The sequence below is a fragment of the Leifsonia shinshuensis genome, from assembly GCF_014217625.1.
In the GTDB taxonomy this organism is placed as follows: domain Bacteria; phylum Actinomycetota; class Actinomycetes; order Actinomycetales; family Microbacteriaceae; genus Leifsonia; species Leifsonia shinshuensis_A.
In genome coordinates, this window is the sequence record NZ_CP043642.1 from 1 (window position 1) to 13158 (window position 13158).

Genomic DNA, 13158 nt, shown 5'->3' on the forward strand with positions numbered 1-13158 from the left:
GTGTTCGACGACGCCAAGACTGCGTGGTCGACCGAGCGCAACCTGCTGCGTGACCTTCTGTCTCAGGAGCAGTGGGACCAGGCACGTCGCACCACGATCAACGCGCACTACACCGACCCCGCCTACGTGCGGCAGATGTGGTCGACCCTGCAGGAACTGGGATTCGACGGCGGAACCGTGCTCGAGCCGGGCGCCGGCGCGGGAACGTTCATCGGCATGGCACCGGAGTCGGCGGCCATGGTCGGCGTCGAACTCGACGAGACCACCGCGGCGATCGCGGCGGCCGTCTACCCGCACGCGCAGATCCGCGCGGAGTCGTTCGCTGACACGAAGTACCCGGCCGGGCACTTCGACGCCGCGATCGGCAACGTCCCGTTCGGCAACGTCACCCTCCACGACCCGGTGCACAACGCCGGACGGCACTCGCTGCACGACCACTTCATCATCAAGTCGCTCGCTCTGACCCGGCCCGGCGGCATGGTCGCCGTCCTGACCAGCAGGTACACGCTCGACACCCAGAACCCCGCTGCCCGCCGGGAGATGAACAAGATGGCCGACCTGGTCGGCGCGGTCCGCCTCCCCTCGGGCGCACACCGTCGCGCGGCCGGCACCGAGGTCGTCACCGACCTGCTGGTCTTCCGCCGCCGGGAGCCCGGCCGTCCGGCTGCATCCGACGTCTGGGAGACCGTGCACGCCCACCAGGTCGACGGTGAGGTCGTCAAGACCAATGCGTACTTCGACACCCGCCCCGAGAACGTTCTCGGGACCTACACGATCGGGCCGAGCCAGTACGGGCCCACGCTCTACGTGACCGGCGACCTCGCCGCCGTCGAGACCAACCTGCGCACTGCACTCGACGGGATCGTCGCGGACGCGCGCGAGCGCGGCCAGCTGTTCACCGCGCGCTCCGAAGAGTCCCAGCTGCAGCAGAAGGAGCACCGACCGGAGCTTGCCGAGGTGTTCGACGGAACCCTCCTCGCCGAGGAGGACGGCAGCTTCGCGCAGGTGCAGGGCGGCCGCGCCGAGCCGGTGAAGGTTCCCAAGTCGGCCGCGGTCGAGCTGCGTGCGCTCCTGAGCCTGCGCGACCAAGCCCGAGTCCTCCTGGAGATGGAAGCCGCGTCCGCCGACGACACCGACGAACTCGAGCACGCACGCGAGGCGTTGCGCACCGACTACGAGCGTTACTCGACCAAGTACGGCCCGCTGAACCGCTACACCATGCGCGAGACCGGTCGCGTCGATGACGAGACCGGCACTCCCCGGATGGCTCGGATCACCCCGACCGCCACACGGATCCTCCGCCAAGACCCGTTCGGATCGCTGGTGATGGCGCTGGAGGTGTTCGACGACGAGAAGCAGGACGCCGTCCCCGCCTCCCTGCTCTCGCGGCGCGTCGTGGTGCCGCGGCCGGAGGTTCAGGGAGCCGAGACCCCGTCCGAGGCGATCGCGCTCTCCATGGACCGCACCGGAGGCATCGACCTCCCGCTGATCGCTCACCTGCTCGGCACCGACGAGAGCGAGGCGCGCGCCGCGCTCGGCACCCTCGTCTACGACGACCCCGCCCTCGACCGCCTGGTTCCCGCTGCCGAGTATCTGTCCGGAGACATCCGGGTCAAGCTCGACGCCGCCCGTGCCGCGGCCGAAGCCGACCCGGACCGCTTTGCACCCAACGTGCCCGCCCTCGAGAGGGTGGTGCCAGAACCTCTGACCATGGAGGAGATCGCCGTCCGGATGGGTGCGGTGTGGATCGACCCGGGCACTCACCAGCAGTTCCTGCGCGAGATCCTCCGTGAGCAAGGACTCACGGTCGAGAACCCGATGCCCGGCAAGTGGGTGGTCAAGTCGCAGATGCGGCGTTCGATCCTCGCCACCGACGAATGGGGAACCAGCCGCCGTCCCGCGCAGGACGTGGCCGAGGCGGTCATGGAGCAGCGGGCGCTCACCGTCTACGACGAGCTCGACGACGGCAAGCGCATCCTCAACCCGACCGAGACCCAGGCCGCGACCGAGAAGGCCGAGAAGCTGCAGGCGCGATTCGCGGAGTGGGTGTGGGAAGACGCCGAGCGCGCCCACCGCCTCACTGAGGAGTACAACCGCCGGTTCAACTCCATCGTGCTGCGCGACTACACCGACGCCGGCGACTACCTCACCTTCCCCGGCATGGCAGCCAACTTCACCCCGCGGCCGCACCAGCGCGCCGCCGTCGCCCGCATGATCTCTGAACCGGCGGTGCTGCTCGCCCACGAAGTCGGCGCGGGAAAGACGGCGGAGATGGCGATGGGCGCCACCGAGATGCGTCGCATGGGACTGATCAACAAGCCCATCGTCGTGGTCCCGAACCACATGCTGGAGCAGTTCGCCCGCGAGTGGCTTCAGATCTACCCGCAGGCGAAGATCCTCGCGGCCTCCACCGACGACCTCGCCGGCGACAAGCGCCGCCTGTTCGTCGCCCGCGCGGCCGCGAACGACTGGGACGCATCATCGCGACCCGGACGGCGTTCGAACGCATCCCGGTCTCCCCCGCGTTCGAGGCAGAGTACATCCGCGAACGCGTGCACGAGCTGGAGGCCAACCTCGCGGCCGCGCGGTCGGCTGGATCGTCGACAGTGAAGATGATCGAGAAGGCCAAGGTCCGCTTCGAGGAGAAGCTCAAGGCCAAGCTCGACAAGCCGGTCGACCCCGGCATCACGTTCGAATCCTCCGGCGTCGACTATGTGATCGTCGACGAGGCCCACGACTACAAGAACCTCACCACCGAATCCAACATCGACGCCGCCGCTATCCTCCCTGGATCCGGCCGCGCGACGGACCTCCACCTCAAGATGGAGTACCTGCGCTCCCGGCACGGCCTCCGCGCCGGGACGCTGGCCACCGCGACTCCGCTGGCGAACTCCATCACCGAGGCGCACGTCATGCAGCGCTACCTGCGCCCGGACCTGCTCCAGGCTGCGGGCGTCCTCACGTTCGACACCTGGGCGGCGACGTTCGGCGAGCTCGTCACCGAAATGGAGATGGGCCCGGCCGGCGGATTCCGGCTGAAGACCCGGTTCTCGAAGTTCCAGAACGTTCCGGAGATGCTGCGTATGTGGCACGTCTTCGCCGACGTGAAGACCGCCGAGGACCTCGGGCTGCCGGTCCCCCTGCTACGCGCGCGCCCGGACGGGGAGCGTGCACCGCACGTGCACGTCATCCCGCCCACTCCGGCATTGGAGTCCTACCTCGAGCACATCGGCCAGCGCGCCGAGATGGTCGCCGCGAAGGCGGTCCCGCCCGAGGAGGACAACATGCTCAAGATCGCCGGGGACGGCCGCAAGGCGGCACTGGACATGCGGATGGTCGGCGCCGAGCACGCTCAGCCCGGCAGCAAGCTCGAAGTCGTCGCCGCCACCATCCTGAACGAGTGGCAGGCGGGAAAGGATCTCACCTACCTCGACACGGTCACCGGCGAGGTCTCGGAGACCCCGGGCGGCCTGCAGATCGTCTTCAACGACCTCGGCACCCCGGCCAAGGACCGGTGGGACGCCTACAACGAACTCAAGCGGCTCCTCGTGGCCGGTGGGATGCACCCCGACCGGATCCGGTTCATTCATTCGGCGCGCAACGACGCCGAGAAGGGCCGACTGTTCGCCGCCGCGCGCTCCGGCCACGTCGACGTCCTGCTCGGGTCGACCGGCAAGATGGGCACCGGTGTGAACGTGCAGGCCCGCGCGATCGCCATGCACAACATCGACGTGCCGTGGCGGCCGGCCGACATCCAGCAGCGCAACGGTCGCGGGATCCGGCAGGGAAACCAGAACGCCGAGATCGCCGTGCACAACTACGTTGTGGAGCGCTCCTTCGACGCGTACATGTGGCAGACCGTCGAGCGGAAGGCCAAGTTCATCGCCCAGGTGATGCGCGGCAAGCTCGACGTACGCGAGATGGAAGACATCGGCGACTTCGCCCTCTCGGCCGCCGAAGCCAAGGCCCTCTCCAGCGGCAACCCGCTGCTACTCGAGCAGGCACAAGCCGCCGACCAGGCGGCGAAGCTGGAACGCCTCGAACGCGCGCACGCCCGCTCCCAGCGCAACCTCCACGAAATGCACGCCGTCGCGACCCAGCGCGCGCAGCTCGCCCAAGACCGCATCGAGATCCTGGAGCAGATGATTCCCTCGGCCGTCCCGACCGACGGCGACCGGTTCCGCGCCGTCATCGACGGGCGCGCGTACGACAAGCGCGCCGACGCGGCCGCGGCGATCGCCGTCTGGGCGCGAAGCAAGTACCTCGGCTCCCTCCCCGTGTACGCCGAACGCGACCTCGGCGAGCTTGGCCAGCTCGGCGGGTTCACGATCGACATGCGAACCCGACCCCAGCTCGGCTCGATCCAGATCGTCGCGGAGCTTCGCGGCGTCCCGAATGCCACCGTCTCGGTCGGACGAGAAGAGATGGCATCGCCCGGCATCGGCTACGTCACGCGCTTGGAGAACCTCACCGCCTCGCTGCCCAGGCTCCTCGCTGACCAGCGCGGGGCGCTCCGTGAGGCCGAGTCCACGCTGCAGGACGCACAGGCGCGCATCGGCCGGCCATTCCCCCGCGCTGCCGAACTCACCGAGGCGCAGCAACGCCTCACCTCGATCACCGCCGAACTCAACGCACTGGCCGCGGAAGCATCCAAGACCGCTCCGGCGGCCGCACCGACAGTCGACGCGGCCGCGGCTGGCGCGACCGCCGAGGCCGCCCGGCCCGTTCGTGTGGACGTGGACGCCATCACCAACCGGATCGACGCGCTTACAGCCCCCACGGACCCCCGGCCGACCTGGAAGCCAGACACCGTCCCGCCGCCCACTCAGCAAATCCGCTGACGGCCGAGAGACCGTCGGAGGGGCGTGCATCCAGGCGATGCGCGCCCCTTCTCGCTGTGCATGGATGGGGAACCGGTGTAGAGGTCACGCGCACGCCAGGCGCGGCGAAAGTAGCCGTCCGGGTTGCCGCTCTTTTCGTACCGCAAGCGGCACGAAAAGAGCGCCCTCAGCTGCGCTCTGCCGCAAGGCGCGCACATGGAGCGGAAGCGGCCCCTCTCAGCTTGCCGGTGCCGCTATCGAGCGTGTTGGGCAGCCGACCACATTATGCGAGACGTGCGGGAGGTTCAGGACTCGCCAGCTGCAGCGGGGGTGAGATCGAGGGGAAGCTCGATGACCTCGCCGCCGACGGTCACCGAGATGGTGGCGCTATCGGCCCCGACGGCGACCAGGTAGCTGCGCAAGCTGGTCAGCGTCATCCGGTCCGCTTCACGCTCGAACTTGCTCACCGTCTTGAACGACTTCTCCAGCCGCTCCCCTACCTGCCCTTGCGTCAGGCCCGCTGCCTTCCGCACCAGGTCTAGCTCGAATCCGGCCATCAGGTCCTCCACTCTCCGCCCCCATTCTCCCGGACTCGCGCCGAGCAAACTCACTCTACCAAAAAGGCGATTCGCCTTGAAAGTAGACTCTACTTTAAAGTAGAATAGAGAGGTAGGCAAGCGACGAGGAGGAAACCAATGAGCGACTACGCAACCACCTACCGGCTGACCCCTTACGACACCGGCGACCGCCTGGAGCCGCGCGACTGGGTGAAGGGCGAGGTGGCCTCCCCGTCCGGGCTCCCGCGACAGGCCATGCCGGACGACTTCGGCCGCGTCGACTTCACAGACGACGAGGGCACCACCCTCCTCACCGTCTTCGCCGAGCCCGACGGACACGGCGGCGTCCGCCTCGTGGTCTACGGCAACGTGCCGGTCACCATCGAGCGCGCCGACGACTCCGAGCGCATCCAGCTCGCCGACTAACCACCCCGGGTGCCGCCCGCGGGCGGCACCCCTCCACACCGAAAGGACATCCCATGCGGTTCTTCCCTCACAGCAAGGCCCTCGTCCTGCTGACCGTGCTCGGCCTGATCGCCCTCTTCGCCAGCGCCCCCACTGCCATTCCTTCGTGGATCGGCGTCATCGCCGCCATCGTCACCCTGACCTCCTTCGTGACGCTGATCGTCGGCATCATTGCCGGGATCTTCGCCACCTTCCAGCGGAGCACCCACCAGGAGGTGCAGCGATGAGCCAGCTCACTTTCGACCTGGACGCCATGATCCACGAGATGGACGTCGCGGCAGCGCCCGCGTGGACCGGCGCGCCGCTGCACTTCACCACCGGCTACTGGAACCCGGCTGACCTCGATGCCGCCTGGAACCGCTACCTCTTCGAGAACGGCCACTTCAACTGCCTCCAGGCCAGCCACATGTGGCACCGCCCCTACATCCAGGAGAAGCCGCTCGCCGTCGGAGCGCACACCATGGACCGCTTCGAAGCCGACCTCCGCCACTCCCACCTCTGCCCCGGATCCCGGTACCAGAGCGACACTCCCTGCACCTGCCTCGGGTCCACCCTCTACCAGGCCATCTGCACCGCCTGCGGCTGGCACCACATCAGCTCATCCGAGAACGACATGCTCGGAGCCTGGCATGACCACGCGATGCCGGGCTGGCGCACCCTCCCGGTCGCCCCCGAAGGCTGGCGCAACGACATGTCGGGCAAGCTCAGCAAGAACGGCCGCGAGTTCCTCGACGCCTACCCCACCGAGTGGACATTCGCAGGCGCACCGATCCTCACGGCCCGCAGCGGCATCGGCACCCGCGCCGTCCCCGGCCGCAGCCCATTCGGCGGCTACGACTTCGCCGCCGAGGTGATCCGATGATCGCCCACGTCACGGGCGGGGCGATCACCCCGCCCTACCCGGCCCTCCCGGTCGCCGTAGGCGAGGTCGCGCACGTCGACGCAGGGGCACTGAACGTCCAGTGCCCCTGCGGCAACTCCACCCGCTTCCACGCCGCCGACCGATCCGGACGGCTGGTCAGCGAGAAGCCGGGACCGGCCCCGGAGGGACTGGGCGAGATGCCCGAGACCTGCCTGGCAATCTGCGCCGACTGCGGCCGCGTCTACGACGACGCCGTGAACGACCTCGCCTCCACCGGCACCGCCACCATCGGCTCCCCCGTCCTCGCTCGAGTCAACACCACGAGCCCCGAGTGGCGGCGGGCGCTCGCCCTCGCCACCGAGGCCGGGAGGGCCGACGCCGACGCAAGCTCCTGCCCCCGCTGCGGCAGCGCCGAGAGCTTCCCCGCCCTCGTCTCCCTCCATGGCCAACCCACCTTCGTCACACGCTGCGCCTTCTGCGGCACCACCCGACCCTTCGCCCCCCACCCTCAGGAGCACACCATGACCGACACCAACGAACGCTTCGACCTCCCGGTCACCTACGGCGACGGCCGCGTCTACATCGCGCACACCGTCAGCGGCTACCGCTGGAACGGATACCTCTGCCCGGCCTTCACACGCGACGTCGCCGACCAGATCGCCGCCGACCTCGCCCGGGATGAAGCCCAGGCCCCGGACGAGTTCCGCACCCTCGTGCGCTGGAACGACGAGCTGCAGGCCTATCTCCTCCAGAGCGCCCAGTACGAAGAAGCGGGAGATCCGCCGGAGATCGTCCGCGGGCATGACTCCCGGGGCGTCACTGTCTATTCCATCGGCGGAGGCAGCTGGACCTGGAGTGCCGCGGAGACGTCGCCGGCCTCACCCGTCCACTGACCACCGCCACCCAAAAAATCTACTAAAACGTAGATTCCCCTTGAAAGTAGACTCTACTTTAAAGTAGAGTAGAGAGGTAGGCGAGAGACCCCACAACGAAAGGCATCGACCGTGACCACCATCCGAATCACCACCACCGCGGGGGTGCGGGCACCGCGCCCCCGCCGCATCCCGCGGGCCAAGCAGGCGCGGATGTTCACCGCGGCGTACAGCGTCCTCCTCGGCTTCATCGCTGCCCTCGTGATCGTCGCGGCCGCGGACATCGTCCCCGCCTTCGCCGCCGGTCACATCGGGGCGCGGCCCGTCGCCAGCAGCAGCCTCGCAGCCGCGCTGGTCATCTTCCTCTTCGTCATCCCGGCCGTCGCGGCCCTGCAGCTCCACGTCGAGCGTGCGGGAGGTAAGCGCTGATGCTGGCCACTCTCGAATCCGACGTGACGATGACCGACCTCTTCGCCGGGGCGGGCGGATCATCGACCGGCGCCGGACAGGTGCCCGGGGTCAAGGTCAAGGTCGCCGCGAACCACTGGGACGTCGCGATCGACATCCACGCGGCGAACCACCAGAGCACCGATCACGCGATCGTCGACCTGCACCAAGAACGGCCGTCGTTCTTCCCGTCGACCACGATCCTCTGGGCCTCCCCGGAGTGCACGAAGTGGTCGCAGGCCAACGGGTCCAAGCTGCCGGACATCGAGGAGGGCCTGTTCGAGGACCCGCTCTCCGACGAGGCGAAGACCCGCTCGCGCCTGCTCATGTTCGACGTGCTGCGCTTCATCGAGCACCACCGCTACCGGCTCGTCGTCGTCGAGAACGTCGTCGACATCGCCATCAACGCGAAGTACCGCACCGCCTGGACCGTGTGGCGGCAGGAGCTGCGGGCGCTCGGCTACAAGTTCCGCGTCGTCTCTCTCAACGCCATGCACGCGCAGAAGTTCGGCGCTCCCGCTCCCCAGTCCCGCGACCGCATCTACGTCGTCGCCTGGCCCGAGGCCGACAAGGCACCGGACCTCGACCGCATCCTGCGGCCGCTCGCCTACTGCTGGAAGTGCGGCGAGATGCGTGAGTCGGTCCAGTCCTTCAAGCCCGGCCGCACCGTCGGCCGCTACCGCCAGGCCTACGTCTACTGCTGCCCCGGCTGCGGCTCCATCGTCGAGCCCGGCTACCTCCCCGCATCGGTCGCGATCGACTGGTCCATCCCGGGCCGTCCGATCGGCGACCGCCTCAAGCCCAAGACCCGCCTGCGCGTGGCCGCCGGGATTGCCCGCTACTGGGGACCGACGCACCTGGAGGCGGCGGGCAACACCTACGACGCGGCCGACCCGCACCACCCGCACCACGGCGAAGCCGACGCCTACTACCGCAGCTGGCCGATGACCGAGCCGCTGAAGGCGCTGCACACGAGCAACTCCAAGGCACTCGCGATCCCGGTCGACGGCCGTGACGGCAAGAACGCCTACCCCGTGGACGAGGCGCTGCGCACCCAGACCACACGCCTGGAGACCGCGCTCGCCTACGCGCCCGAGCGCACGCCGTTCATCGCCGAGATGTACGGCACCGGGACCGTCCGCCCGGTGACCGAAGCCGCCGGCACCTTCACCGCCGGAGGCAACCACCACGCGCTGGTGACCCCCTTCGTCACCCAGTTCCGTGACCGAGTGCGTGACCTCGACCCGTACACCGAGCCGATGCGCACCGTGGTCGCCGACGGCGCGAACCATGCCCTCATCCACCGAATGAACGGCGGCGGAGCCGAGATGACCACGCCCGCCAGTGAACCGATGCGCACCCTGACCACAGCCGGGCACCAGGCGATCATGCAGCAGCCCCGAGGGCAGCGCGCGCCGATCAGCGCCAAGGACCTGGACGCCGCCATGGCGTTGGTCCCCGACACCCTGCTGCGCATGTTCCTCCCGACCGAGGTCGCCGCCGGGATGGCCTTCCCCGCCGACTACATGTGGCAGCCCACCAACCGCCTGAAGCCCGTCTCGCAGCGCGACATCACGAAGGCGGCGGGTAACGCGGTCTGCCCGCCCTGCGCGCGCGACATCGTGGGCATCTGCGTCGAGACGATGGGGCTGGTGGGATGAACGCCCCGGCGCCCCTTCTCTCGCAGCGGTGGGGGTACCGCCAGCACAGCTGGCGGCACCCCGCCGACGGCGGCTTCCACGCCCCGTCCTTCGACGTCGTGCGGCTGCCCGAGCAGCTCGCCCGCGAGTTCGTCACCCGACATCACTACGCGGCATCCTTCCCCGCCGCCCGGTTCAGCTACGGCCTGACAACCACCGACGACCGCCTCGCCGTCGACGGCACCACCGTCGGCGGCCGCGCCCTGGTCGGCGTCGCGGTCCTCAGCGTCCCCATGCGCGCCAGTGTGCTGAGCAACGTCTTCCCGGAACTGCAGCCGAACATGCAGACGCTCGAGCTCGGTCGGCTCGTCCTCACCGACACCCCGGCGAATGCCGAGTCCTGGTTTCTTCGCCGCGTGTTCGAAGGAGCCGCCAGTGAGGGCATCCGCGGCGTCGTGTCCTTCTCCGACCCCATGCCGCGCACCCGCACCGTCGTCGACGAGAACGGCCGAGAGCACGTCGACGAATATAAGAACGGCCACATAGGCGTCTGCTACCAGGCTACGAACGCGCTGGCCCTCGGTCGCTCCACCCGCCGGACCCTCACCTACCTGCCGCGCCACGGCCTCGTGCTCAGCGACCGCACGCTGCAGAAGATCCGCGCGCAGGAGTCCGGCGCGGACGGCGCAGAACGTCGCCTCGTCGCCCTCGGCGCACCAGCTCGCCGCGCCAACGAGAACCCCTCCAGCTGGCTCCGTCATGCACTCCAGGAGCTGCACGTCACGCGCGTGAGACACCCGGGCAACTACCGCTACGCATGGGCGATCGGCACCCCCAGCGAGAGACGTCGCACCCGGATCGGATTGCCCCGCACTCCGTACGCGAAGCCCGACCAGGATCTCCTCGCGCTCCTCTAGCCGCAGGGCCGGCCCCGGGCCGGCGTGAAGGCAGGCTCCGCCGCCCTCACACTCCCGTGGCCGAGGCGAGCGCCGCGACGACCAGCTTGACGAGGAACGGGACGGGTAGCCGGAGCATCGAGAGGGGGAATCGTACTAGCGGCCGCTCTCCGCCTGTCAAGGGCCGCTCCCTCCCCTGCACCTCCAGATGGTCGGGGAAGGTGCTCCGCACCTGCGATCCAAGACTCGTCCGCGCTGGGGGTCGGTCGGAACCCTTGACAGGCTCCGGCGTCCGCCAAGTCGGTCCCCTTATTCGATGATCCGCCCACCTCTGATTCCGCGGACACCTAACGAAAGGGAAGAACCGATGAACACGCAGAACACCACCAGCAGCTTCGACCAGATCGGCGGCTACGAGGTCCCCGTCGACCCCATGGACCTGCTCGGCTGCGACTCCTGCCAGTAAGTCCAGCACCAGCTCACCGCGAGAGGAGAAGACGATGACCCGCTACACGCCGACCGAGATCCTGCAAGCCGGGATCGACCAGACGCGCGAGACATTCGCCGACCTGTACGTCGCCACCGACCGCGCCCGCAAGGCGATCGACTTCCACTGGCACCGAGTGAACGTGGACGCTGCAGTCCAGCCGATCGACGGCGAAGAGCGCCTGCCGGAGCACGCCGCCGGCGCTGGCTTCGGCAACGAGCTCGCGCTCCCCGCCCGCCCCGTCGACCTGACTCGTCTCACCGACGCCGGCCTCGCCCTGTTCGCGATCGGCGCGCGCATCGCCCTCCTCGAGCGCGACGAGCTGACCAAGGAGCACGAGCGACTCACCCAGCAGCTGCACTGGGCACGTACCTCCCCCGCAAACGACGAGTGGCGTCGCTACGTCGCCGCCCTGATCCGCAACCACGAGGCCTACCTCCACCGCCAGCAGCCTCGGGTCTCGACCCCCGTTACCCCGTCGGCATGGGCGGTCCGCGTCCCCGGCACCGACACCATCCTCCCCGCGGTCCCCCAGCACACGCTGCCCGCGGCCGCCTAGACCTCACACACCTCGAAAGGAACCCTCATGGCCACCACGAACGACGCAACCTGGCTCCAGCGCAAGCTCACCGAGCTCTGCCCCAACATCACCATCACCGTCACCCGCGACGCGCAGAACAACCTCGTCGCCACCGGCAGCAGCACCCTCGGCTCGTTCACCGAACGCAGCGCCGACCACGACGTCGACACCCGCGACGAGTTCTACAACGCCGTGCGCGGATACTTCCTCGACCTCGACCACGACACCGCCCGCGCCGCCGTCAAGGCGGCCGTCCCGGAACTGCCCTACCCGACTGTCCCACTGACCGGCGCGGAGCCCTCAGGCATCACCAGCCCAGACGCCGACAACGGCGTCGACTACATCGGCTGCGGAGCCACCGAGTGCGCCGGCGACTGGGACGTCTCATACCTCGCCGCAGACGGCCACCTCTGGGACAGCCGACGAATCGACGAGGCCGAAGAGAACGACGTCCTCGCTGGCTACACGGTCTGCAACCACTGCGGCCGCGTCTACCCCAACGCGCACCGCTACCAGGGCCCGCTGCCTACCGTCGCCCGCATCGACGTCACCACCGATACCTGGCTCGACGCGCTCGACCTCTACAACCACCGCACCTTCGCCACGCAGCCCACCCGCCCCGCCAACCAGGAGGAGCAGTGACCGCAGCCTGACCCAGGCAACGACGAAGCGGCGGGGAGAACCAAGTCGGTCCTCCCCGCCGCTTCGTGGTGAGCGTGGTCCGATGCTTACGCGGCGACGTGCTCGCCGTCGCCCTCAGACTCGAACGACTCCTCCGCAGGAGCCTGCGACGTCACGACATTGGGCCACGACGGCCCCGCAACATCCGACGCCGGCTGTCCCCCCGCTGGCGCTCCCGCGGCCGGCGCCGCGTCGACCAGCTTCGACAGTCGGGTGACCTCAGCCGTGCTGATGCCCAGCAGGTCCGCGATGGTCGCGACCGTCTCCAACGAGCGCAGCTCCGCGATCACCTTCCCCTGCTGCAGCTCGAGCGCGCTCTGCTGCGCGTCGAACTCCCGCATGGCCTCCTCGCGCTGCGCCGCGAGCTGATCGAGCTTGTCCAGCGACAGGTAGTACGCCGTCGCCGCATCCTCGATGCGGGCTTCCTTCTTCTTCTGCTCCTCCAGCTGAGCCGCACGCGCGGCACGCGCGCGCTCCCGAGCGAGGGTGGAGGCGGACTTGGGCTTCGTGGTCTTTGCCGACATGGGCACACTCCTTCATCGAGTTGTCCATGCTCAACCTCCACTTGAGCACCTAACGCCGCGATTCTATCCGCCCGCCGGCCCTCGCCGCAGGCGGCGCACCACTTCCAGCACGAAGGGACCCCGCGTACCGAACAGCCCAGCAACCACCAGCCAGCACCACCAGCAACTCACCCTCCAGAGCAGCCACCACCAGAGCAACAGTCAATCGCCGAGTCATGCGATACCCGACCTCAGAGCAGCGACCAACTACACTGAGACACCAGAAACAACACACCTCTTGCACTAGCAGTGTGCGGAACGGCCAAGCAGGAGCAAAAGGGCTGATAA

13 protein-coding genes are annotated in these 13158 nt (G+C 68.8%); 11 read left to right on the forward strand and 2 right to left on the reverse strand.

All coding sequences use genetic code 11. The features are described from left to right. Window positions 1-2610, forward strand: a complete 2610-nt coding sequence (locus tag F1C12_RS21660; protein WP_185279144.1) for a hypothetical protein — start codon at window positions 1-3, stop codon at window positions 2608-2610. After that, window positions 2553-4841: a helicase-related protein gene (locus F1C12_RS21665; RefSeq protein ID WP_185279145.1), complete on the forward strand. Its 2289-nt coding sequence runs from the start codon at window positions 2553-2555 to the stop codon at window positions 4839-4841. Before F1C12_RS21660 ends, F1C12_RS21665 begins: the two co-directional genes overlap by 58 nt. Window positions 4842-5125: 284 nt before the next feature. Here the strand turns inward: F1C12_RS21665 and F1C12_RS21670 are convergent, their stop codons facing one another. Then, complete coding sequence (locus tag F1C12_RS21670) at window positions 5126-5377, reverse strand: helix-turn-helix domain-containing protein (protein ID WP_185279146.1); 252 nt, start codon at window positions 5375-5377, stop codon at window positions 5126-5128. 138 nt (window positions 5378-5515) lie between these two features. Here F1C12_RS21670 and F1C12_RS21675 point away from each other — a divergent pair, with 138 nt between their 5' ends. From F1C12_RS21675 to F1C12_RS21715, 9 genes are all read left to right on the forward strand, one after another. After that, complete coding sequence (locus tag F1C12_RS21675) at window positions 5516-5803, forward strand: hypothetical protein (protein WP_185279147.1); 288 nt, start codon at window positions 5516-5518, stop codon at window positions 5801-5803. Between the two features lie 53 nt (window positions 5804-5856). Next, the gene (locus tag F1C12_RS21680; RefSeq protein WP_185279148.1) at window positions 5857-6069 is read left to right on the forward strand and encodes a hypothetical protein; all 213 of its coding nucleotides are present in this window, start codon (window positions 5857-5859) and stop codon (window positions 6067-6069) included. After that, window positions 6066-6704 (forward strand): DUF6349 family protein, encoded by a 639-nt coding sequence (locus F1C12_RS21685; protein WP_185279149.1) that lies wholly within the window; start codon window positions 6066-6068, stop codon window positions 6702-6704. The genes F1C12_RS21680 and F1C12_RS21685 overlap by 4 nt, the downstream gene beginning before the upstream one ends. Next, a complete protein-coding gene (locus tag F1C12_RS21690) occupies window positions 6701-7597 on the forward strand; it encodes a hypothetical protein (protein ID WP_185279150.1) in 897 nt (298 codons plus the stop codon). Before F1C12_RS21685 ends, F1C12_RS21690 begins: the two co-directional genes overlap by 4 nt. A gap of 111 nt (window positions 7598-7708) precedes the next feature. Continuing rightward, on the forward strand, window positions 7709-8005 hold the full coding sequence (locus F1C12_RS21695; protein ID WP_185279151.1) for a hypothetical protein: 297 nt from the start codon (window positions 7709-7711) through the stop codon (window positions 8003-8005). Then, window positions 8005-9684, forward strand: a complete 1680-nt coding sequence (locus F1C12_RS21700) for a DNA cytosine methyltransferase (RefSeq protein ID WP_185279152.1) — start codon at window positions 8005-8007, stop codon at window positions 9682-9684. Before F1C12_RS21695 ends, F1C12_RS21700 begins: the two co-directional genes overlap by 1 nt. Beyond that, window positions 9681-10580: a Mom family adenine methylcarbamoylation protein gene (locus F1C12_RS21705; protein WP_185279153.1), complete on the forward strand. Its 900-nt coding sequence runs from the start codon at window positions 9681-9683 to the stop codon at window positions 10578-10580. The genes F1C12_RS21700 and F1C12_RS21705 overlap by 4 nt, the downstream gene beginning before the upstream one ends. A 479-nt stretch (window positions 10581-11059) precedes the next feature. Then, a complete protein-coding gene (locus F1C12_RS21710) occupies window positions 11060-11605 on the forward strand; it encodes a hypothetical protein (protein ID WP_185279154.1) in 546 nt (181 codons plus the stop codon). A 27-nt stretch (window positions 11606-11632) separates the two neighbouring features. Next, window positions 11633-12268 carry a hypothetical protein gene (locus tag F1C12_RS21715; protein ID WP_185279155.1) on the forward strand — a complete coding sequence of 212 codons (636 nt, stop codon included), beginning with the start codon at window positions 11633-11635 and terminating at the stop codon, window positions 12266-12268. A gap of 86 nt (window positions 12269-12354) precedes the next feature. On the opposite strand, the gene F1C12_RS21720 is transcribed toward F1C12_RS21715, so the two are convergent. Next, the gene (locus F1C12_RS21720; protein ID WP_185279156.1) at window positions 12355-12831 is read right to left on the reverse strand and encodes a hypothetical protein; all 477 of its coding nucleotides are present in this window, start codon (window positions 12829-12831) and stop codon (window positions 12355-12357) included. Window positions 12832-13158 lie beyond the last annotated feature (327 nt).